Origin of the sequence: Sphingomonas lycopersici (genome assembly GCF_026130605.1) — a bacterium.
In the GTDB taxonomy this organism is placed as follows: Bacteria; Pseudomonadota; Alphaproteobacteria; order Sphingomonadales; family Sphingomonadaceae; genus Sphingomonas; species Sphingomonas lycopersici.
Map to the genome: position 1 here is coordinate 656,037 of NZ_JANFAU010000002.1, position 22,132 is coordinate 678,168.

Here is a 22,132-nt window from a genome sequence, read left to right on the forward strand (position 1 = left end):
GGCCGGGGGTGGGTTGGCCGGCGAAGAAGCGGGCCGGTGCCCCCATACCCACCCACCCCCAGCCCCTCCCTTCACGAGGGACGGGAGCAAGGAGGAGGTGGGTGGTTTAGACCAGCCGGCTCTGCCGCACCGCCGCTTCGATGAAGCTGGTGAACAAGGGGTGCGGATCGAACGGCTTGGATTTCAGCTCGGGGTGGAACTGGACCCCGACGAACCACGGATGATCGGGCCGCTCGACGATCTCGGGCAGCGTCCCGTCGGGCGACATGCCCGAAAAGACCAGCCCGCCCTTTTCGAGCACGTCGCGATAGGCGGTGTTGACTTCCCAGCGGTGGCGGTGCCGCTCGCTGATCGTCGTATCGCCATAGATGGCCGCGACGCGGCTGTTGCCGCCTAGCGTCGCCTCATAGGCGCCGAGCCGCATCGTCCCGCCGAGATCGCCCGACGCCTCGCGCTTCTCGAGCCCGTCGCGCCCCATCCATTCGGTGATCAGCCCGACGACCGGCTCATCGGTCGGGCCGAATTCGGTCGACGAGGCATTGGCGATCCCGCCCAGATCGCGCGCGCCCTCGATGCACGCCATCTGCATCCCGAAGCAGATCCCGAAATAGGGGATCTCGCGCTCGCGGGCGAAGCGCACGCTGGCGATCTTGCCCTCCGCGCCGCGCTCGCCGAACGCGCCGGGGACGAGGATCGCGTGGCACGGCTCGAGATGCGCGGCGATCTCGGCATCGTCGCCCTCGAACAATTCGGCGTCGATCCAGCGGATGTTGACCTTCACCCGATTCGCGATCCCGCCGTGGACCAGCGCCTCGTTGAGCGACTTGTATGCGTCCTGCAGCCCGACATATTTGCCGACCACGCCGACGGTCACCTCGCCCTCGGGGTTGGTCAGGCGATCCACGATCTCCGACCAGCGCGAGAGATCGGGCGCCGAGGACGGGACGATGCCAAAGGCGCGCAGCACCTCCGAATCGAGCCCCTCGGCATGATATTGCAGCGGCACCGCATAGATGCTCTTGGCGTCGAGCGCCGGGATCACCGCGCTTTCGGGGACGTTGCAGAACAAGGCGATCTTGGCGCGCTCGCTCGCCGGCAGCGGATGTTCGCAGCGACACACCAGCACGTCGGGCTGGACGCCCAAGGCGGCGAGTTCGCGCACCGAATGCTGGGTCGGCTTGGTCTTCAATTCGCCCGCTGCGGCGATGAACGGGACGAGCGTGACGTGGATCGAGATCGCATTGCCACGCCCGACCTCGTTCTTGAGCTGGCGGATCGCCTCGATGAACGGCAGCGATTCGATGTCGCCCACCGTGCCGCCGATCTCGCACAGCACGAAATCGAGATCGTCGGTCTCGTCCTTGGCGAAGGCCTTGATCGCATCGGTGACGTGCGGGATCACCTGCACCGTAGCGCCGAGATAGTCGCCGCGCCGCTCGCGCTGGATGATCTGCTGATAGATCCGGCCCGAGGTGACATTATCGCTCTGCCGCGCCGCGACCCCGGTGAACCGCTCATAATGGCCGAGATCGAGGTCGGTTTCCGCCCCGTCGTCGGTCACATAGACTTCGCCGTGCTGATAGGGACTCATCGTCCCCGGATCGACGTTGAGATAGGGATCGAACTTACGGATGCGGACACGATAGCCGCGCGCCTGCAAGAGCGCCGCGAGCGATGCCGCCATGAGACCCTTGCCGAGCGAGGAAACCACGCCGCCGGTGATGAAAATGAACCGCGCCATGGGAGATAACGCCTAGCCTCGAAACAATGAACAGGACAAGCGCCTGCGTGCGCGCAGGCGCGATAAAATCCGGCGAACCGTTAAAAATCAGCGCGCGAGCGGCACGCCGCTATTGTCGGCCGGCGCGGGCTGCCCCTGCGGCTGCGCCGCGGCGGGCGGCGCGCTCGGCGCGGGCGCCTGCTGCTGCGCCGGCGCCGAGCGCTGGAGCGAGGTATCGACCGAGGTGGTGCTGCGCGTCGCCGCCAGTACCGCCAGCGCGATCGACATCAGCACGAAGATCGTCGCCAGGATCGCCGTCGTCCGCGTCAGGAAGTCCGCCGCGCCACGCGCGGACATCAGCCCCGCCGGGCTGCCGCTGGACGTCAGCCCGCCCCCCTCCGACCGTTGCATCAGAATCACCGTCACCAGCGCGGCGGCGATGATGGCATGGACGACAAGGAGAAAGGTGAACATCGAGCTTCCAAAATTGCCTGCGTGGGCGGACCGGCGGCACATAGGGAGCAATCGCGATCAGGGCAATGCCGGGATCGCGCAGGTGCCTCCCCCTCGCCCTTTTAGCTCCCCTCCCGGGTGAAGGGAGGGGCTGGGGGTGGGTGGGTGTGAGGCGGGCGATGCGGCGCAACCCACCCCCGACCCTCCCTTGTTCAAGGGAGGGGAGAAGGCAGGCCAGGCGCATCCCCGCCCTCGCCCGTCACCGAAATCGTGACACCTCTGAAACCAGCCGCGCCCAGCCGCGTTGAGGCGCTATGAACCTGCCGGTCCCGGCCCCCTAAAGATCGGAATGTCGCTGTGCCGAGTTTTTCACAGCCGGAACTGAGTTCGTGGATGAACACGCTGGTCGGCTATGTGCGGTCCGGCGAGCCCGATCTCACGAACCGCCAAATGGCTCTATTGCTTGTGGTTTATCTGAGCCCAGGCCCGCATACCGTGCGTGGGCTGGCCCGGATCCTCAATGTCTCGAAACCGGTTGTCACGCGCGCCTTGAATAGACTGGGCGCGCTCGGCTATCTGCGCCGCCAGCGTGACGATAGCGACAAGCGCAATATATTTGTCGCGCAGACATCCGAAGGGGCAATTTTTCTTGAGGAGTTCGGCCATCTCATCGGCGACGGGGAACGATCGCCCGTCCGCAACGGCGGCACCGCGGAGCTTCGCACTGACGGGCCGCTCGCGCCCGCTCGATCCGCGCACCAACGCGGTACGTCCGGACATCGCTGATGTCCGGCTGGCCGAATATGTCTTCGCGCCGCATTACGCTGCCGCGGTGGAACGCCGCATAGCCGCGGAGACGGTGCTGCGCGCCGCGCGGCCGGTCGATTCCGAAGCCCTCGCGACGCTCGGCGCGGGCGAGCCGTTCGAATTGCTCGACGTGACCGGCGGCGACGCCTGGGGCATCGCCACCGCGCACGGGCTGGTCGGCTATCTCGACGCCGCGCTGCTGGAAAACCCGGCATGAGCAAGAGCGTGTTCATCGACGGCGCGGTCGGCACCACCGGGCTCGAAATCCGCGAGCGGCTCGAAGGGCGCGACGGGCTGTCGCTGATCCTGCTCGACGAGGCGCGCCGCAAGGATCGCGAGGCACGCCGCGAGGCGCTCAACAGCGCCGATTTCGTCATCCTGTGCCTTCCCGACGACGCCGCGCGCGAGGCGGTGGCGCTGATCGACAATCCGCATACCCGCGTGATCGACGCGTCCAGCGCGCATCGCGTCGCCGAGGGCTGGACCTACGGCTTTCCCGAACTCGGCTTCGACGTCGTCAACGCGCGCTTCGTGTCGAATCCCGGCTGCTACCCGACCGGCTTTCTCGCTCTGGTCGCGCCGTTGGTGCGCGCCGGGCTGATCCCGGCGGACTGGCCGCTCACCGTCAACGCCGTCTCGGGCTATTCGGGCGGCGGCAAGGCGTTGATCGAACGGTTCGAGAACGACGAGACGCTGGCGTATCGCGATTACGGCTTCGGCCTCGCGCACAAGCATCTCCCCGAGATGCAGCGCCACGCCGGGCTCGCTTATGCCCCGGTCTTCGCGCCGATGGTGATCCGCGCGCATCGCGGGATGGTGGTCGAGGTGCCGCTGCCGCTCGCCGCCCTGCCGACCCGGCCGGGGCGCGACGCGATCCTCGCCACGCTGACCGCCGCCTTCGCCGGCAGCCCGATCGTCACGGTGCATCACGGCCAGCCCGACGAACTGCTCGTGCGCGAATCCGCCGCGGGCAACGACCGGCTCGACCTTTACGTCTTCGCCGGCGCGGACGGTGCGCAGGCGCGGCTCGTCGCGACGCTCGACAATCTCGGCAAGGGCGCATCGGGCGCGGCGGTCCAGAGCCTCAATCTGATGGCCGGGCTCGATCCGCTCGCCGGCCTCAATCTGTAGGGAGATACAATGCAGCGTAACCCCGTCGCCAAGCTGCTGTTGTTCGGCGCGACCGGCGATCTCGCGCAGCGCATGCTGCTGCCCTCGCTCTACAATCTGCATGCCGACGGGCTGCTTGCGCCGGGGCTGACGATCACCGGCTCGGCGCGCTCCGACCTCGACGACGCGGGGTATCGCAAATTCGCCAGGGAAGCACTCGATCATTACCTTCCCGATGATCGCAAGCAGGCCAAGACGATCGCGAGCTTCCTCGATCGGCTGAGCTACCAGCCCGCCGACCTGTCGGACGAAAAGACCTACCAGCCGCTCGCCGACAAGGTGGGCGACGTTTCGGGCGGCCTCGCGATCTTCCTCTCGACCGCGCCGTCGCTGTTCGAGCCGGCGGTGAAGGGGCTCGCCGCGGTCGGGCTGGCCGGCGATACCGTGCGGATCGGGCTGGAAAAGCCGCTCGGCTACGATCTCGCGTCGAGCCGCGAGATCAACGACACGGTGGCGCGGGTCTTCCCCGAGGACCGGATCTTCCGCATCGATCACTATCTCGGCAAGGAGACGGTGCAGAACATCCTCGCGCTGCGCTTCGGCAATTCCTTCTTTGAGCCGGTGTGGAACGCGCGCGGGATCGACAATGTCCAGATCACCGTCGCCGAGACGGTCGGGCTGGAGGATCGCGCGAGCTATTATGACGGCGCCGGCGCGCTGCGCGACATGGTGGCGAATCATATGCTCCAGCTCGTCGCGCTGATCGCGATGGAGCCGCCCGCCCGCTTCGACACCAGTGCGATCCGCGACGAAAAGGCCAAGGTTTTCCGGTCTTTGCGCCAGATGAAGCCCGAGGAAGTGCCGCACAATACGGTAATCGGCCAATATCTCGGCGGCGCGGTGAACGGCGCGATCGTTAAGGGCTATGACGAGGAACTCGGCCGGGATTCGAACACCGAGACGTTCGTCGCGGTCAAGGCGCATGTCGACAATTGGCGCTGGCAGGGCGTGCCCTTCTATCTGCGCACCGGCAAGCGCATGACCGCGCGCCGCTCGGAAATCGCGATCCAGTTCAAGCCGGTGCCGCATTCGATGTTCGCCGGGCGCGGCGGGCTGCTCCAGCCCAACATGCTGATCATCCGCCTCCAGCCGGAGGAATATATCCAGCTGCTGGTGATGGCGAAGGAGCCGGGGCTCGATCGCGACGGCATCCGGCTGCGCGAAGTGCCGCTCAACCTCAGCCTCGATGCCGAATTCGCCGGCACGCGGCGGCGGATCGCTTACGAACGGCTGCTGCTCGATCTGATCGAGGGCGACCAGACATTGTTCGTCCGCCGCGACGAGGTGGAGGCGCAATGGACGTGGATCGACGCGATCCGCGCCGGCTGGACCGCCAACGACATGAAGCCGAAGCATTATCCGGCCGGCACCTGGGGGCCTTCCGCCGCGATCGCGCTGACCGAGCGCGACGGGGTGACCTGGCAGGACGATTGATCGACCGCCTGCACTCCCACCGTCACCCCGGCCTTGTGCCGGGGTCCACCGGGAGGCAAAGGCTGGACAAGAGGTTCTTGCCGTGAGGCTGGAGGCACAGTGGACCCCGGCACAAGCCTGTCCTCAGCGCCTGCCTTGCAGGCAGTCGAAGGGGCCGGGGTGACGAGAGTTCCAATCTCGACTCCCGCCATTGCGGACGCACGATAAGGATTTGAAATGAGCGACGAAATCGAATGGTGGGAATATGACGACGCGGCCGAGATGGCGGACGCGGTCGCCGGCGATATCGGTTTCATCATCGAAAGCGCGATCGACGCGCGCGGCGCGGCGGTGATCGCGCTTGCCGGGGGCAAGACCCCGGTGCCGGTCTACGAAAAGCTCGCCGCGACCAAGCTCGACTGGAAGCGCGTGACGATCATCCCGACCGACGAGCGGATCGTCCCGCTGGGCGACGCGCTGTCGAACGTGACGATGATCGGCAAGACCTTCCTTCCCAAGGGCGCGCGGGTGATCCCGATCGTCCCCAAGGCGACTGACGATTACAAGGCCGCGGGCCGCTCGGCCGATGCGCTGATGCAGGATCTGCACTGGCCGCTCGATCTGTGCCTGCTCGGAGTGGGCGGCGACGGGCATACCGCGTCGATCTTCCCCGGCCCCGATTATGACGAGGCGTTGAACGGCCCGCGCGAGCGGCGCGCGCTGGGGGTGATGCCCGATCCGCTGCCGCCCGAGGCGCCGGTGGCGCGCGTCACCTTGTCGCGTGAAGGCATCGTCACCGCGCGCGCGCTGATGATCGCAGTGACCGGCGCGGCGAAGAAGAAGGTGATCGAACAGGCGATCGCCAAGGGCGCCGGCTCGCCCTGGCCGATCGGCCGCGTGCTCGCCGACGCCGAACTGCCGGTGGATATCCACTGGGCGCCGTGAGACTCCCGCACCGCCGCCCTCCCCGTCATTCCCGCGAAGGCGGGAATCCATTAACGCAGGTTCAGGATGGAGCCGGAACATCAGCGTGAATAGATTCCCGCCTTCGCGGGAATGACGGACAAGGAAGAGTTCACCCCGCTCGGGGCAAAACGGAAACGCAAGCATGAACCCCGTCGTCGCCGCCGTCACCGATCGCATCATCGAGCGCAGCCGCGAGAGCCGCGCGCGTTATCTGTCGCTGCTCGATCGCGCGCGCGACGGGTGGATCGGCCGTCCGTCGCTGGGCTGCGCCAACCTCGCCCACGCTTATGCCGGGACGCCCGAGGATCGCGCGGCGATGAAGGCCGATGCGGGGATGAACATCGGCATCGTCACTGCGTACAACGACATGCTCTCCGCGCATGCGGTCTATTATCGCTATCCCGAGTTGATCAAGCTGTGGGCGCGCGAGGCGGGCGCGACCGCGCAGGTCGCCGGCGGGGTGCCGGCTATGTGCGACGGCGTGACGCAGGGCTATGCCGGGATGGAATTGTCGCTGTTCAGCCGCGACACGATCGCGCTGGCGACCGCGGTCGCGCTGAGCCACGGCACCTTCGAGGGCGCGCTGCTGCTCGGCATCTGCGACAAGATCGTCCCTGGCCTGTTGATGGGCGCGCTGCGTTTCGGGCATTTGCCGATGCTGCTCGTCCCCGGCGGCCCGATGCCCTCGGGGCTGCCCAACAAGGCCAAGGCCGCGGTGCGTGAACGTTTCGCCACTGGCGAGGCGACCCGCGAGGAATTGCTCGACAGCGAGATCGCCGCCTATCACGGCCACGGCACCTGCACCTTCTACGGCACCGCCAACACCAACCAGATGATGATGGAGGTAATGGGGCTGCACATCCCCGGCGCCGCCTTCGTCAACCCCGGCACCAAATTGCGGCAGGAACTGACCCGCGCCGCGGTCCACCGTGTCGCCGGGCTCGGCTGGCGCGGGGAGGATTACCGCCCGATCGGCCAGTGCGTCGACGAGCGTGCGATCGTCAATGCCGCGGTCGGATTGCTCGCCACCGGCGGGTCGACCAACCATCTGCTCCACGTCCCGGCGATCGCGCGCGCGGCAGGGATCGTGATCGACTGGGAGGATTTCGACCGGCTCTCGGGGGCGGTGCCGCTGATCGCACGCGTCTATCCCAATGGCGCGGCGGACGTGAACGCGTTCGAGGAAGCCGGCGGGATGCCGTTCGTGATCCGCGAGCTGATCGCGGGCGGCTATCTTCACGGCGATATCCTTACCGCGGGCGCGGAGACGCTGACGGGATTGAAGCCGGCGCTCGAGAACGATGCTTTGACCTGGCGTGATCCGGGCGCCAGCGGGGACGAGGCGATCCTCCGCCCCGTCTCCGCCGCCTTCTCGCCCGACGGCGGGATGCGCATCCTTACCGGCAATATCGGCCGCGCGTGCATCAAGGTCTCGGCGGTCGAGCCGGATCGCTGGATCATCGAGGCGCCCGCGCGGGTGTTCAACGACCAGTCCGAGGTGCTCGACGCGTTCAAGCGCGGCGAGCTGGAGCGCGATGTCGTGGTGGTGGTGCGCTATCAGGGGCCGCGCGCCAACGGCATGCCCGAGCTTCATAAGCTCACCCCGCCGCTCGGCGTGCTGCAGAATCGCGGTTTCCGCGTCGCCCTCGTCACCGATGGCCGCATGTCGGGGGCGAGCGGCAAGGTGCCGTGCGCGATCCACGTCTCGCCCGAGGCGCTGGGCGGCGGCGCGATCGGGCTGATCCGCGACGGCGATATCGTGCGGCTCGACGCAGTGGCAGGGACGCTCGAGGCCCTGGTCGACGGTGCCGAGTGGCTGGCGCGGACCCCCGCCCCTGCCCCGGCCGCGGCGGACGGGTTCGGGCGCGAACTGTTCGGGCTGTTCCGCGGGGCGGCGGACGAAGCCGAAAAGGGCGCCAGCGCGATTCTCGCCAGCGCCGGACTGTAATCGGGGGAAGCGGGATGGAAGTTGTCGCGGTCGATATCGGCGGGACGCACGCCCGCTTCGCGATCGCCGAGGTCGAGCATGGCCGCGTGGTCCGGCTGGGCGCGCCGGTGACGCTCAAGACCGCCGAACATGCCTCGCTGCAAACCGCCTGGCAGGCGTTCGCCGCCGGGCTCGGCCGCGCCGTCCCCCGGGCCGCGGCGATCTCGGTCGCATCGCCGATCACCGGCGATCTGATCCGGCTGACCAACAATCCCTGGGTGATCCGCCCGTCGCTCATCCCCGAGCGGCTCGGCGCGGAAACCTATACGATCATCAACGATTTCGGGGCGGTCGGGCATGCCGTGGCACAAATGCCCGCCGACCAGTTCGAGCATCTCTGCGGCCCCGATGTGCCGCTGCCGGCGGAGGGCGTCACCACCGTCTGCGGCCCCGGCACCGGGCTGGGGGTGGCGCAGGTGCTGCGTACCGCGGCGCGCTATCATGTCCTCGCCACCGAGGGCGGGCATGTCGATTACGCCCCGCTCGACGCGATCGAGGATGCGCTGGTGCAGCGGCTGCGCAAGGCCTTCACCCGCGTCTCGACCGAGCGCGTCTGCGCCGGGCCGGGGATCGTCGCGATCTACGAAACGCTCGCCGAGCTCGAGGGCCGCGCGGTGTCGATGCGTGACGATCGGACGATCTGGCAGGAGGCGCTCGAGGGCACCGATCCGCTCGCGCTCGCCGCGCTCGATCGCTTCTGCCTCGCGCTCGGCGCGGTGGCGGGCGATCTCGCGCTGGCCCAGGGCGGCAAGGGTGTGGTGATCGCGGGCGGGCTCGGGCTCAGGATCAAGGACAAATTGCTCCGCTCGGGCTTCGCGCACCGCTTCGTCGCCAAGGGCCGGTTCCAGTCAATGATGGCGGAGATCCCGGTCAAGCTGATCACCCATCCCCAGCCCGGCCTGTTCGGCGCCGCGGCCGCCTTTGCCCAGGAGCATGAATGATGACCGATAACGTCCCCGCGATCGAAGGTCTGATGCGCACCAGCGCGGTCATCCCCGTGCTCGTCATCGACGATGCGGCGACCGCGCGACCGCTCGCCGAGGCGCTCGTCGCCGGCGGGCTCCGGGTGCTGGAGGTGACGTTGCGCACCCCCGCCGCGCTCGATGCGATCCGCGAGATGAAGCAGGTGCCCGGCGCGATCGTCGGCGCCGGCACGGTCGTTTCAACCGAGCAGTTCGAGGCGGTGATGGAAGCGGGCGCCGAATTCATCGTCTCGCCCGGCCTCACCGAGCGGCTCGCGCGCCCGATCATCGACAGCGACGTGCCTTTCCTGCCCGGCGTCGCAACCGCGGGGGATATCATGCGCGGGCTCGATCTGGGGCTTACGCATTTCAAATTCTTCCCGGCGGAGACGAGCGGCGGGCTCAAGGCGCTGAAGGCGCTCGCGGCCCCTTTCCACCAATGCCGCTTCTGCCCGACCGGCGGGATCACCGAAGCCAGCGCGCCCGATTGGCTGGGGTTCGCGCCGGTGCTGTGCGTCGGGGGGAGTTGGGTGACGCCCGCGGGGGCCTCGATGGCCGAGGTGGAGGCAAAGGCACGCGCGGCGGCGGGGTTGCGTTAATCCCGCACCGTTCGCCCTAAGCTTGTCGAAGGGCTGCCCTTCTTCCGAGGAAGAAAAGGACAGGGCTTCGACAAGCTCAGCCCGAACGGAGGTTAGTTACATCTCCCCCCGCGCGTGGCGGATGGCATACCATTTCTTCACATTGGCATTGTGCTGTTCGAGCGTATTGGCGAACACATGCCCGCCGGTGCCGTCGGCGACGAAATAGAGCGCGTCGCTCCGTGCCGGATCGAGCACCGCGTCGATCGAGGCGCGCCCCGGATTGGCGATCGGCCCGACCGGCAGGCCGGCCTCGGCGTAAGTGTTATAGCCGTTCTTGGCACGCAGCTCGGATTGCAGGATGCGGCGGCCGAGCGGTTTGCCCTTGGTGATCGGGTAGATCACCGTCGGATCGGCCTGCAGCGGCATCCCGCGCTTCAGGCGGTTGGCATAGACCGCCGCGACCTTGCGCCGCTCCTCGGGCTTGCCGGTTTCCTTCTCGACGATCGAGGCAAGGATGATCGCCTGTTCCGGGGTCGACACCGCGATCCCCGGTTTGCGGCGTTTCCACGCCGCGGCGAGATAATCGCGCATCGCCTTCTGCATCCGCGCGACGACCGACGCACGCGTATCGCCCTTCTGATAGGCATAGCTGTCAGGCAGGATCGACCCTTCCGCCGGCACCGCGACATCGCCGACCAGCCCGTCGGCCTTCATCAGCGCCTCATGGACAAGGATCGAGGGAAAGCCCTCCGGCACCGCGACGAGCCGCTGGCGGACCCGCCCCTCCTGCAGCAGCGTCAGCACGTCGGACGCGCTGGCGTGCGCCGGCACCGCATATTCGCCCGCCTTGATCGCCTGCCCGTTGCCGAGCAGCCGCGCGAAGCCGCGGAAACGGATCGCCGAACGGATCGCGCCGGCGCGCTGCAATTCGTTCGCCGCGCGCGCCAGCGTCGCGCCCTCGGGCACGATTACCGCGACGGGCTTGGCGGCGGGCCCCGCCCCGAGCCAGTCGTGGGTCAACCAGCCGAGCGTCGCCCCGCCGAGAATGACGAGCAACGTCGCGAGGCAACCGAGCTTTCTCATTCCATTATCATCCCGGCTCTCGTTTCCACCCCGGCGAAGGCCGGGGTCCAGCAACGGGCCGGCCGAGACTGGATCCCGGCTTGCGCCGGGATGGTCATGTTAGACTGCCTTCATCACCAGCGAGGCATTGGTCCCGCCGAAGCCAAACGAATTGTTGAGCACCGCGCGCACCGGCCGCTTCTTGGCGACATGCGGCACGAGATCGACGCCGGCGCAATTCTCGCTCGGATTGTCGAGGTTGAGCGTCGGCGGGACGATCTGGTCGCGCATCGCGAGCAGGCAGAAGATCGATTCGACCGCGCCGGCGCCGCCCAGCAAATGACCGATCGCGGATTTGGTCGAGGACATCGACAGGTCGCCGATCGCATTGCCGAACAGCCGCCGCACCGCGCCGAGCTCGAGCTCGTCGCCGAGCGGGGTCGAGGTGCCGTGGGCGTTGATATAGTCGATATCGCTCAGCGACAGCCCGCTCTTGCGCATCGCCATTTCCATCGAGCGGAACGCGCCCGAGCCTTCGGGATGCGGCGCGGTGACGTGATAGGCGTCGCCGGAGAGACCGTAGCCGATCACCTCGCCATAGATCTTGGCGCCGCGCGCCTTGGCCCGCTCATATTCCTCGAGCACCACCACGCCCGCGCCCTCGCCCATCACGAAGCCGTCGCGATCGCGGTCATAGGGGCGGCTCGCCTTTTCGGGCGTGTCGTTGAAATTGGTCGACAGCGCGCGCGCCTGCGCGAAGCCGGCGATGCCGAGCGGGCAGATCGCGCCCTCGGCGCCGCCCGCGAGCATCACATCGGCATCGTCCATCGCGATCATCCGCGCGGCGTCGCCGATCGAATGCGCGCCGGTCGAGCAGGCGGTGACCACCGCATGATTCGGCCCCATCAGCCCGTATTTGATCGAAACCTGCCCCGAAATGAGGTTGATCAGCCGCCCGTGGACGAAGTGCGGCGAAACGCGCCCCGGCCCCTTTTCGTGGCAGACGATCGATTCGCTGGCGATTCCCGGCAATCCGCCGATCCCCGCGCCGATCGAGCAGCCCGCGCGGAATCGCTCCGCCTCGGTCATTTCGGTGAGCCCGGCGTCTTCGAGCGCCTGCCCGGCGGCATCGATGCCATAGATGATGAACGGATCGACCTGGCGCTGGATTTTGTGATCGACGCGCTTCGACGGATCGAAACCGTAAGCATGATCGGCCGGTTTCACCTCGCAGGCGATGCGGCACTTCTGGTCCGACGCATCGAAACGGGTGATCGGGCCCGCGCCCGACCGGCTGGCGATCAGATTGGCCCAGCTCGTCTCGACGTCCGCACCGAGCGGGGTAACGAGGCCAAGACCGGTGACAACGACGCGACGCATGTGCGAATCTCCGAAAAATACAACAGGCCCAGCCCCTTATGGGGCTGAGCCTGTCGAAGCACTATCCTGCTGCCAATGGCGGCATCCCTTCGACAAGCGCAGGGCGTTCAGGACAGCTTAGCTCTGGGGTTTGATCCCCGTCTCAGCCCTTGTGCTCGTCGATATAGCTGATCGCGTCCTTGACGGTCGTGATCTTCTCGGCGGCGTCGTCAGGGATTTCGACACCGAATTCTTCCTCGAACGCCATCACCAGCTCGACGATGTCGAGACTGTCGGCACCGAGATCGTCGATGAAGCTGGCGTCCTCGGTCACCTTGTCGGCTTCGACGCCCAGATGCTCGACGACGATCTTCTTCACGCGGTCGGCGGTCTCGCTCATTATCTGGCCCTCATATCGTTGGGGGTTATTGGTTGCTGAACGCAGCTAGAACGGCTTGGGGTTCGTGGCAAGCGTGCGTTCATCTTAGCGGGCAAACTTGGGCTTACACCATCGCCATTCCGCCGTTCACATGCAACGTCTGGCCGGTGACATAGCCCGCTTCCTTCGACGCGAGATAGACGACCGCGGCGGCGATGTCTTCCCCGGTGCCGAGATCGCCGGCCGGAATCCTGCCGAGCAGTGCGGTTTTCTGCGCTTCCGGCAGCACGTCGGTCATCGCCGAGCGGATGAAGCCGGGGGCGACGCAATTGACCGTGATGTTGCGGCTGGCCAGCTCCTGCGCCAGCGCCTTGGACATGCCGACCAGCCCCGCCTTGGACGCGGCATAATTGGCCTGCCCCGGATTCCCGGTCTGCCCGACGACCGAGGTGATCGAGATCACCCGGCCGAAGCGTTGCTTCATCATCGGCTTGGCCGCGGCGCGAATCAGGCGGAAGGCGGCTTCGAGGTTGACCTGGATCACCTGCTGCCATTCCTCGTCCTTCATCCGCATCGCGAGATTGTCGCGCGTGACGCCGGCATTGTTGACGAGGATATCGAGTCGCCCGCCCAGCGCTTCCGCCGCCGCAGGGACGAGGGCATCGACCGCCGCCGGATCGGACAGATTGGCCGGCACCGCGACGTGATCGCCGCCGAGGCTGTCGCGAAACGCAGCGAGCTTTTCGGCATTGGAGCCCGAAACCGCCAGCCGCGCGCCCTGCGCCGCGAGCCCGCGCGCGATCGCCGAACCGATCCCGCCCGAAGCGCCGGTCACCAGCGCGGTCATGCCTGTCAGGTCGAACATTTGAATCTCCTGGAAAATCCCGCTGCCTCATCCACCGTCATGCCGGGCTTGACCCGGCATCCAGAGCCACACATGCCGCCGCCCGTCGCCCCGGATGCCGGATCAAGCCCGGCATGACGGTTATTCTTTCTGCCGTCACCTCGGCCTCGAGCCGGGTGACGAGACTTCAAAGCGTCTTCAGCAGCGCTTCGATATCGTCCATCGTCACGACGCTGAGCGGCGCCGCATCCGGCGCGATGCGCTTGACCATCGGGCCGAGCACCTTGCCGCCGAATTCGACGAAATCGCTTACCCCGGCCTCATGCATCGCCAGCACCGATTCGCGCCAGCGCACCATCCCGGTCACCTGCCGCACCAGCCCGGTGCGGATCGCATCGACCGCGCCGACCGGCGCCGCATCGACGTTGCAATAGAGCGGCACGAGCGGCGCGGCGATGCGCGCCTCGGCGAGCGCCTTTTCCATCGCCTCGGCGGCGGGCTGCATCAGCGAGCAGTGGAACGGCGCCGAGACGGGGAGCGGCAGCGCGCGCTTCGCGCCATGATCCTTGGCCAGCGCCACCGCGCGATCGATTGCCTCCTTATGGCCGCTGATCACCACCTGCGAGGGATCGTTATCGTTGGCGACCGCGCAGACGAGCGTCTCGCCGGTCTCCGCGCGCACCGCCTCGATCGCCGCGGCGGCGATCGCCTCGGCCTTTTCGAGATCGGCGCCGAGCAACGCCGCCATCGCGCCGACCCCGACCGGCACCGCCGCCTGCATCGCCTGCCCACGCAGCTTGAGCAGCCGCGCCGTCGTGGCGAGGTCGAACGTCCCCGCTGCGCACAAGGCGCTATATTCGCCGAGCGAATGCCCCGCCACGAAATCGGCCTTGTCGGCCAGCGACACCCCACCCTCGCGCTCGAGCACGCGCAATGTGGCGATGGCATTGGCCATGATCGCGGGCTGGGCGTTTTCGGTGAGCGTGAGCTCCTCGGCCGGCCCCTCGGCCATCAGGCGGAACAGATTTTGCCCGAGCGCCTCGTCGACCTCCTGAAAGACCTCGCGCGCATAGGGGCTCGCGTCGGCGAGCGCCTTGCCCATGCCGACAGACTGGCTCCCCTGCCCCGGAAAGATGAACGCGCGCATGCTGCCTCCTTGATCGAAGCGCGCGGCGTAAGCGCGGGAATGGCGCGGGGTCAACCTCGCGTGCGGACCAGCACGATTTCGGTGCCCGGCGCGAACAGCCGGTGCGCGATCGCCGGCGGCACCAGCGGGGCCAATCCGAGCGCGCGGATCAGGCTGCCGAGCCGGGTCGGCGGCGGCGGGTAGCGCGCGACGATCGTCCCTGCCGGCGCCGCATCGGCCGGCGCGACCGCCAGTCCGCCGGGCGCCGCGGGCGTGGCGCGGATGTTGTGCAATTGCCCGAAGGCGATCGGTATCTCGGCGCGGCGCACGTCCGCCGGTGCGCCCGCGACGATCTCGCCGGGATGCGCGCGGGCGGCGGCGACCAGCGCCTCGGCCTGCCAATGCGGATGCGCATTGCCCGCGCCCATCAGGATCAGGTCGCTGGCGACGATCGCCGCGAGCAGCCCGATGCGCCACCGCGCGGGCAGCCGATCGAGCCACACGGCCAGCACCAGAGTCGCGGCAACCGCGGCGAGCATGAAATAGCGCGGGTTGAGCACCAATTTGGTATAAAGCGCCCCGATCAGGACGAAGCCGCTCGCCGCCATCGCCGCGAGGACGATCAGCCGGCGCCGTGCCCCCTCGCCAAGCCCGCGCGTCGCGCCCAGCGCCAGCGCGATCCCGGCGAGCCAGAACAGGAGCCCGAAATCGTCGTTGACCAGCAACACCAGCAAGGGGTCGATCGGCGGCCACAGCAGGAAATTGCCCTCGGCATTGGCGGCGCGGTCGATATGTTCGTCGTGGTGGAAAGCGATCGCATAGCGACGCAGCGGATCGCCGGTCAGCGCATATTGGAACGCTGCCTCCACGCCGAGCACCAGCATGATGCCGATACCGGCGGCAAACAGCACGCGACGCGGCACCGGGCGCCCGATCAGGAATAACGGCGCGAAGACGGCGAGCGGGAGCAGGCTCGTCTCGCGACACAGGATCGCGATGCCGAAGCACAGTCCGGCGGCGAATCCGCGCCCGATACCGGCCCGCGCGCCGCCGAGCAGCATCGCCCCTGCGATCAGCGCGCTTGCCTCGACCAGATCGATCCCGGCGGTGGTGGCGTTGGCGACGACCACCGGCAGAGTCGCGATCAGCAGCGCGGCGATCCACCCCGCCCGCGCGCCGCCGATGCCGCGCGCATATCGCCCGACCAAAGCGACGAAGATCGCGTAGAACAGCAGCCCCGTCACCGCGAACGCGGCGAAGCTGCGCCCAACGATCCCCAGCACCCCGGCGAAGGCGAGCACCAGCGGGAAACGCGTCGTCCAATGATCCACGCCCGCCGACGGCGGATGCCGCAACCACGCGTCGGCACCCGCATAATAAAGCGAATCGTCCGACGCCTCGAAGCCGACCCAGCCGACCCACACGGCGAGCATCGCCGCGGCGATCAGCAGCGCGGGCCACAGCCGGTTATGTCGCGAACCCGCAGATGTCATCCGCCGCCTCTATCGCTGCGTCGGTGGAGATTCGGTTTACCTTGCCCCTATTCCGTCATTCCCGCGAAGGCGGGAGTCCATTAACCCTGGTGGCGCGGCTTCATTCGATAGGCCAGCCAGAATGGGTTCCCGCCTTCGCGGGAATGACGAGGGAAGGTCGGCCCCTCCCCACCCTTGCCTTTTCGCCATTTTCCTATATGGGACCGCCCTCTCGCGGGCGACGGAGCGATCCTTCGCCCCGTGAGCTGTTTGTGAGACGACAGCCGGAGGGGCATGGCACGGGGCCATGTCAGCGATCGGCCAACGAAGGAAAGCACATGGCTCTTTACGAGCACGTGTTCCTTGCGCGCCAGGATTTGGCACAAGCGCAGGTGGACGCGATGGCGGAAGCCGCCACCAAGATCGTCGAAGCCCATAACGGGAAGATCATCAAGACCGAGACCTGGGGTCTCCGCAGCCTGGCGTATCGCATCGCGAAGAACCGCAAGGCGCATTATGTGATGATCGAAATCGACGCCCCCGGCGACACGATCGCCGAGCTGGAGCGTCAGAACCAGATCAACGAAGACATCATCCGCTACATGACCGTCAAGGTCGACGCGCATGAGGCCGGCCCGTCGGTGATGATGCGCAAGCAGGAGCGTGACCGTGAGCGTCGCGCCGATCGCGCGCGTCGCGATCGTGAGGAGGAGTTCGCGTAATGGCCCGTCCGTTCTTCCGCCGCCGCAAGAGCTGCCCCTTCTCCGCGAAGGACGCCCCCCGGATCGACTATAAGGACGTCCGGCTGCTGCAGGGCTTCGTCTCCGAGCGTGGCAAGATCGTTCCGTCGCGCATCACCAGCGTGTCGGCCAAGAAGCAGCGCGAGCTCGCCCAGGCGATCAAGCGCGCGCGTCACCTGGGCCTGCTGCCCTACGTCGTGAAGTAAGGAGCGGCTCACATGGACGTCATTCTGCTTGAACGTGTCGAGAAGCTCGGCACCATCGGCGATGTGGTGAAGGTGAAGGATGGCTTCGCCCGCAACTACCTGCTGCCGAACAAGAAGGCGCTTCGCGCCAACGAAGCCAACCGCAAGGTGTTCGAGGCCAATCGCGCCCGCATCGAGGCGGACAACGCCAACCGTCGCACCGACGCTGAAAAGGAAGCCAAGGGCTTCGACAACGTCAGCGTGACGATCATCCGCCAGGCGTCGAACACCGGCCAGCTTTACGGCTCGGTCGCGGTGCGCGACATCGTCGAGGCGCTGGTCGCCGATGCGCACAAGGTCGCCAAGAGCCAGGTCGTGCTCGATCGCCCGATCAAGGCGATCGGCGTGTACGAGGTCAAGGTCGCGCTGCACCCGGAAGTGGCCGTTGCCGTCAAGGTCAACGTCGCCCGCTCGCCGGAAGAAGCCGAGCTGCAGGCCTCGGGCGTCGACGTGACGGCGCAGATGTTCGAGGAAGGCCGCGATCAGGGCGGCTTCACCGAGGATTATGATCCCAACGCTGAGCCGGGCGCCACCGCCGAAGCTCAGCCGGAGGCGGAGCAGGCGTAACGCCCGCTTCCCTTTCGGGGATAAGGAATAAGGCCCGCTGGAGCGATCCGGCGGGCCTTTTTCTTGTCCCCGTCACCCCGGCGCCAGACGCCGGTGAAAAATGATGCGCGCCCTCCCCGTTCGGGCTGAGCTTGTCGAAGCCCTGCCCTTTCTTCCGATGAAGAAAGACAACCCTTCGACAAGCTCAGGGCGAACGGAGGTAGGTTTAACCCAAAGCCTCGACCTGCTCGGCCAGCTCCAGCCAGCGCAATTCCGCCGCTTCCTTCTCCTCGCGCGCGGCGCCGATCGCCTTGGTCAGCCGGTCGAACGCCGCGGGATCGCGCGCATAGAGCCCCGGATCGGCGAGCGCCGCCTCGTCGCGCGCGATCGCCGCGTCGAGCGCCTCGATCCGCGCGGGGAGCTGGTCGTAATCGCGCTGGTCCTTGTAGCTGAGCTTGACGCGCGGCTGCGGTGGCGGCGGGGGCGCAGCCCTTGCCGGCGCGGCCTTCTTCGGTTCGGGCCGCCGCCTGCGCTGGCGCTCCCAATCCTCATAGCCGCCGACCACCGCATCGACCTGCCCCGACCCGTCGAGCCCGAGCGTCACCGTCACCGTGCGATCGAGAAAATCGCGATCATGGCTGACGATCAGCACCGTGCCGTCATAATCGGCGATCACTTCCTGCAACAGATCGAGCGTTTCGAGATCGAGATCGTTGGTGGGTTCGTCGAGCACGAGCAGGTTCGACGGCCGCGCGAATTCGCGCGCCAGCAGCACGCGCGAGCGCTCGCCGCCCGACAGCGAGCCGACCTTGGCGTCGGCGATCGACGGATCGAACAGGAATTCCTTGAGATAGCCGTGGACGTGCTTCTTGACCCCGAGCACCTCGATCCAGTCGCCGCCGTCGGCCAGCACCTGCCGCACGCTCTTGTCGGGGGCCATCAGGCTGCGCTGCTGGTCGATCACGATCGCGTCGAGCGTCTTGGCGAGCTTCACCTTGCCGCTATCCGGCTCCAGCTCCCCGGTCAGCAATTTGAGCAGGGTCGACTTGCCCGCGCCGTTGCGCCCGACCAGCCCGATGCGGTCGCCGCGTGTCACGCGGAAGGTGAAGTCGCGGATGATCGGGCGGTCGCCATAGGCCTTGGTGACATGCTCGGCGTCGATCACCACCTTCGAGCGCGCGTCGTCATTGGCCATCGCCAGCGCGGCGGTGCCCTGCGGCCCCATCATCGCGGCACGCTCGGCGCGCATCTCCTTGAGCTTGGTAAGCCGCCCCTGATTGCGCCGCCGCCGCCCGGTGACCCCGCGCTGGAGCCAATGCTCCTCGATCTTGAGCTTGGCGTCGAGCTTCTCGGCGGCGCGCTGTTCCTCGGCCGCGACCTGATCGGTCCACGCCTCGAACCCGCCGAAGCCGATCTCGGCGCGGCGCAGGCTCCCGCGGTCGAGCCACAATGTCTGTCTGGTCAGCCGGGTGAGGAAGGTGCGATCGTGGCTGATCACGACGAACGCGCCGTTGAAGCGCTGGAGCCAGTCCTCCAGCCATTCGATCGCGGCGATATCGAGATGGTTGGTCGGCTCGTCGAGCAGCAGCACGTCGGGCGACTGCGCCAGCGCGCGGACGATCGCGGCACGGCGCCGCTCGCCGCCGCTCGCGGTCCCGGCGTCGCGGGTGAGATCGATGCCGAGCTGCCCGGCGATCGCCTCGGCCTCGAAATGCTGCGGGGCATCGGGGGCGGACAGGACGTAATCGGCGAGCGTCGCGAAACCGGTGAGATCGGGCTCCTGTTCGAGCAGGATCACCTTGGTCCCGGGGACGATCGTGCGCCGCCCCTCGTCGGCGTCGATGCGCCCCGCGATCAGCTTGAGCAGGGTCGTCTTGCCCGCGCCGTTGCGCCCGATCAGCGCCAGCCGGTCGCGCGGCTGGATATAGAGATCGAGGTGGCGAAACAGCCAGCCGGCGCCCTGGACGACGCCAAGGTCTTCATATGCGAGAATGGGGGCAGCCATGAGGGGCGCAGATAGGGATGCGGGGGGGATTTGGGAACCGCCTAACGCCCCTTCTTCCCTTCTCCCCTCCCTGGTGAAGAGGGGAGAAGGGAAGAAGGCATAAGAAAAGGCCGGAAGGCTTGCGCCCCCGGCCTGTTCTTTTCGGTTCGGAACCGGCGACGGCAAAGCCGCCGCCGTGACGTCAGACCGGATCAGCTGCGCCGACCGGCTGTCCGATCCGATGCGAGTCCTCGGCCAGCGTGGCTGGCCGAGGCCGCATTCGGATCAGAAGTCCATCCCGCCCATGCCGCCGCCCGGCATCGCCGGCATCGCCGGCTTGTCTTCCGGCAGCTCGGCCACGGTCGCCTCGGTGGTGATGAGGAGACCCGCCACCGATGCGGCGTTCTGCAGCGCGGTACGCACCACCTTGGTCGGATCGATCACGCCGGCCTGCACCAGATTCTCATAGGCGTCGGTCGCCGCGTTGAAGCCGATCGACTGATCGCCGCCGTCGAGCAGCTTGCCCGCAACCACCGCGCCGTCGTGGCCGGCGTTGTGCGCGATCTGCTTGACCAGCGCGGTCAGCGCCTTGCGGACGATGTCGATGCCGCGGGTCTGGTCGTCGTTGGCGCCCTTGAGCCCGTCGAGCGCCTTCGTGCCGTACAGCAGCGCGGTGCCGCCGCCCGGAACGATGCCTTCCTCGACCGCGGCGCGGGTCGCGTGCAGCGCATCGTCAACGCGATCCTTGCGCTCCTTGACCTCGACCTCGGTCGCACCGCCGACCTTGATCACCGCGACGCCGCCGGCGAGCTTGGCCAGACGCTCCTGGAGCTTCTCGCGGTCGTAATCGCTGGTCGTCACTTCGATCTGCTGGCGGATCGCCTCGACGCGGCCCTTGATCGCGGCCTCGTCACCGGCGCCGTCGACGATCGTCGTGTTGTCCTTGTCGATCGTCACGCGCTTGGCGGTGCCGAGCATGCCGAGCGTGACGTTCTCGAGCTTGATGCCGAGATCTTCGCTGACGACTTCGCCCTTGGTGAGGATCGCGATGTCTTCGAGCATCGCCTTGCGACGATCGCCGAAGCCCGGCGCCTTGACCGCCGCGACCTTCAGGCCGCCGCGCAGCTTGTTGACCACCAGGGTGGCCAGCGCCTCGCCTTCGATGTCCTCGGCGATGATCAGCAGCGGACGACCCGACTGCACAACCGCCTCGAGGATCGGCAGCATCGACTGCAGGTTCGACAGCTTCTTCTCGTGGATCAGGATGTACGGGTCGTTGAGCTCGACCTGCATCTTTTCCGGGTTGGTGATGAAGTACGGCGACAGATAGCCGCGGTCGAACTGCATGCCCTCAACCACGTCGAGTTCGAATTCGAGGCCCTTGGCCTCCTCGACGGTGATGACGCCTTCCTTGCCGACCTTCTCCATCGCTTCCGCGATCTTCTCGCCGACTTCCTTGTCGCCGTTGGCCGAGATGATGCCGACCTGGGCGATCTCGTTCGAGCCCGAAACCGCCTTCGAACGCGCCTTGACGTCGTCGACGACCTTGTGGACCGCGAGGTCGATGCCGCGCTTCAGGTCCATCGGGTTCATGCCGGCCGCGACCGACTTCATGCCCTCGCGGACGATCGCCTGCGCCAGCACGGTGGCGGTGGTGGTGCCGTCACCCGCGATGTCGTTGGTCTTCGAGGCGACCTCGCGGACCATCTGCGCGCCCATGTTCTCGAACTTGTCCTTGAGTTCGATTTCCTTGGCGACGGTGACGCCGTCCTTGGTGATGCGCGGCGCGCCGAACGACTTGTCGATCACAACGTTGCGGCCCTTCGGCCCCAAAGTGACCTTCACCGCGTCGGCGAGGATGTCCACGCCCTTCAGAATGCGCTCGCGCGCGTCGCGCGAGAATTTGACGTCCTTGGCTGCCATGTTGGCTACCTTTCAATCTGACGAATGTTGAAGAAATTCGGGTGGCGGAACGCCGATCAGCCCTCGACGATGCCGAGGATGTCGCTTTCCTTCATGATCAGCAGGTCTTCCCCGTTCACCTTGACTTCGGTGCCGGACCACTTGCCGAACAGAATGCGATCGCCCGCCTTCACGTCGAGCGGGGTGACCTTGCCGTCTTCGCTCTTGGCGCCCGCACCGGCGGCGACGACCTCGCCCTCCTGCGGCTTTTCCTTGGCGGTGTCGGGGATGATGATCCCGCCGGCCGTCTTCTCTTCCGCCTCGACGCGGCGGACGAGAACGCGGTCGTGCAACGGACGAAAGTTCATTGCTGTTCCCTCTCTAAAGGCAATGTGACAATTCGTTGGCACTCGA

Annotated in this window: 21 protein-coding genes and 1 pseudogene; 11 read left to right on the forward strand and 11 right to left on the reverse strand. The window is 67.3% G+C overall.

Translation table 11 applies throughout. From position 1 onward, the window contains the following. Window positions 1-106 precede the first annotated feature (106 nt). On the reverse strand, window positions 107-1,741 hold the full coding sequence (gene pyrG / locus NED98_RS06395; RefSeq protein ID WP_179511963.1) for a CTP synthase: 1,635 nt from the start codon (window positions 1,739-1,741) through the stop codon (window positions 107-109). Between the two features lie 87 nt (window positions 1,742-1,828). After that, window positions 1,829-2,194 carry a preprotein translocase subunit SecG gene (gene secG / locus NED98_RS06400; RefSeq protein WP_265312270.1) on the reverse strand — a complete coding sequence of 122 codons (366 nt, stop codon included), beginning with the start codon at window positions 2,192-2,194 and terminating at the stop codon, window positions 1,829-1,831. Window positions 2,195-2,566: 372 nt separating this feature from the next. Here secG and NED98_RS06405 point away from each other — a divergent pair. The 8 genes and pseudogenes from NED98_RS06405 to eda form a co-directional block, all read left to right on the forward strand. Further along, window positions 2,567-2,863: pseudogene (locus NED98_RS06405) on the forward strand (MarR family transcriptional regulator); the annotation flags it as partial. Window positions 2,864-3,005: 142 nt separating this feature from the next. Beyond that, window positions 3,006-3,197, forward strand: coding sequence for an SH3 domain-containing protein (locus tag NED98_RS06410; RefSeq protein WP_265268956.1), 192 nt, complete (start codon window positions 3,006-3,008; stop codon window positions 3,195-3,197). Then, window positions 3,194-4,111: an N-acetyl-gamma-glutamyl-phosphate reductase gene (gene argC, locus NED98_RS06415; protein WP_265312271.1), complete on the forward strand. Its 918-nt coding sequence runs from the start codon at window positions 3,194-3,196 to the stop codon at window positions 4,109-4,111. The genes NED98_RS06410 and argC overlap by 4 nt, the downstream gene beginning before the upstream one ends. A gap of 9 nt (window positions 4,112-4,120) precedes the next feature. Further along, window positions 4,121-5,584 (forward strand): glucose-6-phosphate dehydrogenase, encoded by a 1,464-nt coding sequence (zwf, locus tag NED98_RS06420; RefSeq protein ID WP_179511967.1) that lies wholly within the window; start codon window positions 4,121-4,123, stop codon window positions 5,582-5,584. A gap of 216 nt (window positions 5,585-5,800) precedes the next feature. Then, on the forward strand, window positions 5,801-6,508 hold the full coding sequence (gene pgl, locus NED98_RS06425; protein WP_265312272.1) for a 6-phosphogluconolactonase: 708 nt from the start codon (window positions 5,801-5,803) through the stop codon (window positions 6,506-6,508). A 163-nt stretch (window positions 6,509-6,671) separates the two neighbouring features. Beyond that, window positions 6,672-8,477: a phosphogluconate dehydratase gene (edd, locus tag NED98_RS06430; protein WP_265312273.1), complete on the forward strand. Its 1,806-nt coding sequence runs from the start codon at window positions 6,672-6,674 to the stop codon at window positions 8,475-8,477. Between the two features lie 14 nt (window positions 8,478-8,491). Continuing rightward, the gene (gene glk / locus NED98_RS06435; RefSeq protein WP_179511970.1) at window positions 8,492-9,457 is read left to right on the forward strand and encodes a glucokinase; all 966 of its coding nucleotides are present in this window, start codon (window positions 8,492-8,494) and stop codon (window positions 9,455-9,457) included. Beyond that, window positions 9,457-10,077 (forward strand): bifunctional 4-hydroxy-2-oxoglutarate aldolase/2-dehydro-3-deoxy-phosphogluconate aldolase, encoded by a 621-nt coding sequence (gene eda / locus NED98_RS06440; protein ID WP_265268952.1) that lies wholly within the window; start codon window positions 9,457-9,459, stop codon window positions 10,075-10,077. Before glk ends, eda begins: the two co-directional genes overlap by 1 nt. Window positions 10,078-10,173: 96 nt before the next feature. Here eda and mltG read toward each other — a convergent pair whose 3' ends face one another. The 6 genes from mltG to NED98_RS06470 all read right to left on the reverse strand — a co-directional run bounded on the left by mltG (window position 10,174) and on the right by NED98_RS06470 (window position 16,322). After that, window positions 10,174-11,142 carry an endolytic transglycosylase MltG gene (mltG, locus tag NED98_RS06445; protein ID WP_179511972.1) on the reverse strand — a complete coding sequence of 323 codons (969 nt, stop codon included), beginning with the start codon at window positions 11,140-11,142 and terminating at the stop codon, window positions 10,174-10,176. Window positions 11,143-11,241: 99 nt separating this feature from the next. Beyond that, window positions 11,242-12,501, reverse strand: a complete 1,260-nt coding sequence (gene fabF, locus NED98_RS06450) for a beta-ketoacyl-ACP synthase II (RefSeq protein ID WP_265268951.1) — start codon at window positions 12,499-12,501, stop codon at window positions 11,242-11,244. Window positions 12,502-12,643: 142 nt separating this feature from the next. Continuing rightward, a complete protein-coding gene (locus NED98_RS06455) occupies window positions 12,644-12,880 on the reverse strand; it encodes an acyl carrier protein (RefSeq protein WP_093663957.1) in 237 nt (78 codons plus the stop codon). A gap of 103 nt (window positions 12,881-12,983) precedes the next feature. Next, the gene (gene fabG / locus NED98_RS06460; RefSeq protein WP_179511974.1) at window positions 12,984-13,724 is read right to left on the reverse strand and encodes a 3-oxoacyl-[acyl-carrier-protein] reductase; all 741 of its coding nucleotides are present in this window, start codon (window positions 13,722-13,724) and stop codon (window positions 12,984-12,986) included. A 166-nt stretch (window positions 13,725-13,890) separates the two neighbouring features. Beyond that, window positions 13,891-14,850 (reverse strand): ACP S-malonyltransferase, encoded by a 960-nt coding sequence (gene fabD / locus NED98_RS06465; protein WP_265312274.1) that lies wholly within the window; start codon window positions 14,848-14,850, stop codon window positions 13,891-13,893. Window positions 14,851-14,900: 50 nt separating this feature from the next. Continuing rightward, on the reverse strand, window positions 14,901-16,322 hold the full coding sequence (locus NED98_RS06470) for a glycosyltransferase family 39 protein (RefSeq protein ID WP_265312275.1): 1,422 nt from the start codon (window positions 16,320-16,322) through the stop codon (window positions 14,901-14,903). Between the two features lie 317 nt (window positions 16,323-16,639). Here NED98_RS06470 and rpsF point away from each other — a divergent pair, with 317 nt between their 5' ends. From rpsF to rplI, 3 genes are read left to right on the forward strand one after another with little or no spacing between them, the layout of a single operon-like run. Continuing rightward, entirely contained in the window at window positions 16,640-17,023 is a 384-nt protein-coding gene (gene rpsF, locus NED98_RS06475) for a 30S ribosomal protein S6 (protein ID WP_179511977.1), read from the forward strand. Beyond that, window positions 17,023-17,247 (forward strand): 30S ribosomal protein S18, encoded by a 225-nt coding sequence (gene rpsR / locus NED98_RS06480; protein ID WP_007403456.1) that lies wholly within the window; start codon window positions 17,023-17,025, stop codon window positions 17,245-17,247. The genes rpsF and rpsR overlap by 1 nt, the downstream gene beginning before the upstream one ends. Window positions 17,248-17,259: 12 nt before the next feature. After that, window positions 17,260-17,853, forward strand: coding sequence for a 50S ribosomal protein L9 (gene rplI / locus NED98_RS06485; RefSeq protein WP_179511978.1), 594 nt, complete (start codon window positions 17,260-17,262; stop codon window positions 17,851-17,853). Window positions 17,854-18,058: 205 nt separating this feature from the next. Here rplI and NED98_RS06490 read toward each other — a convergent pair whose 3' ends face one another. The 3 genes from NED98_RS06490 to groES form a co-directional block, all read right to left on the reverse strand. Further along, window positions 18,059-19,837 carry an ABC-F family ATP-binding cassette domain-containing protein gene (locus tag NED98_RS06490; RefSeq protein ID WP_179511979.1) on the reverse strand — a complete coding sequence of 593 codons (1,779 nt, stop codon included), beginning with the start codon at window positions 19,835-19,837 and terminating at the stop codon, window positions 18,059-18,061. A 264-nt stretch (window positions 19,838-20,101) separates the two neighbouring features. Next, window positions 20,102-21,739, reverse strand: a complete 1,638-nt coding sequence (gene groL / locus NED98_RS06495) for a chaperonin GroEL (RefSeq protein ID WP_265312276.1) — start codon at window positions 21,737-21,739, stop codon at window positions 20,102-20,104. Window positions 21,740-21,795: 56 nt separating this feature from the next. Next, the gene (gene groES / locus NED98_RS06500; protein WP_179511981.1) at window positions 21,796-22,086 is read right to left on the reverse strand and encodes a co-chaperone GroES; all 291 of its coding nucleotides are present in this window, start codon (window positions 22,084-22,086) and stop codon (window positions 21,796-21,798) included. Window positions 22,087-22,132: the final 46 nt, after the last annotated feature.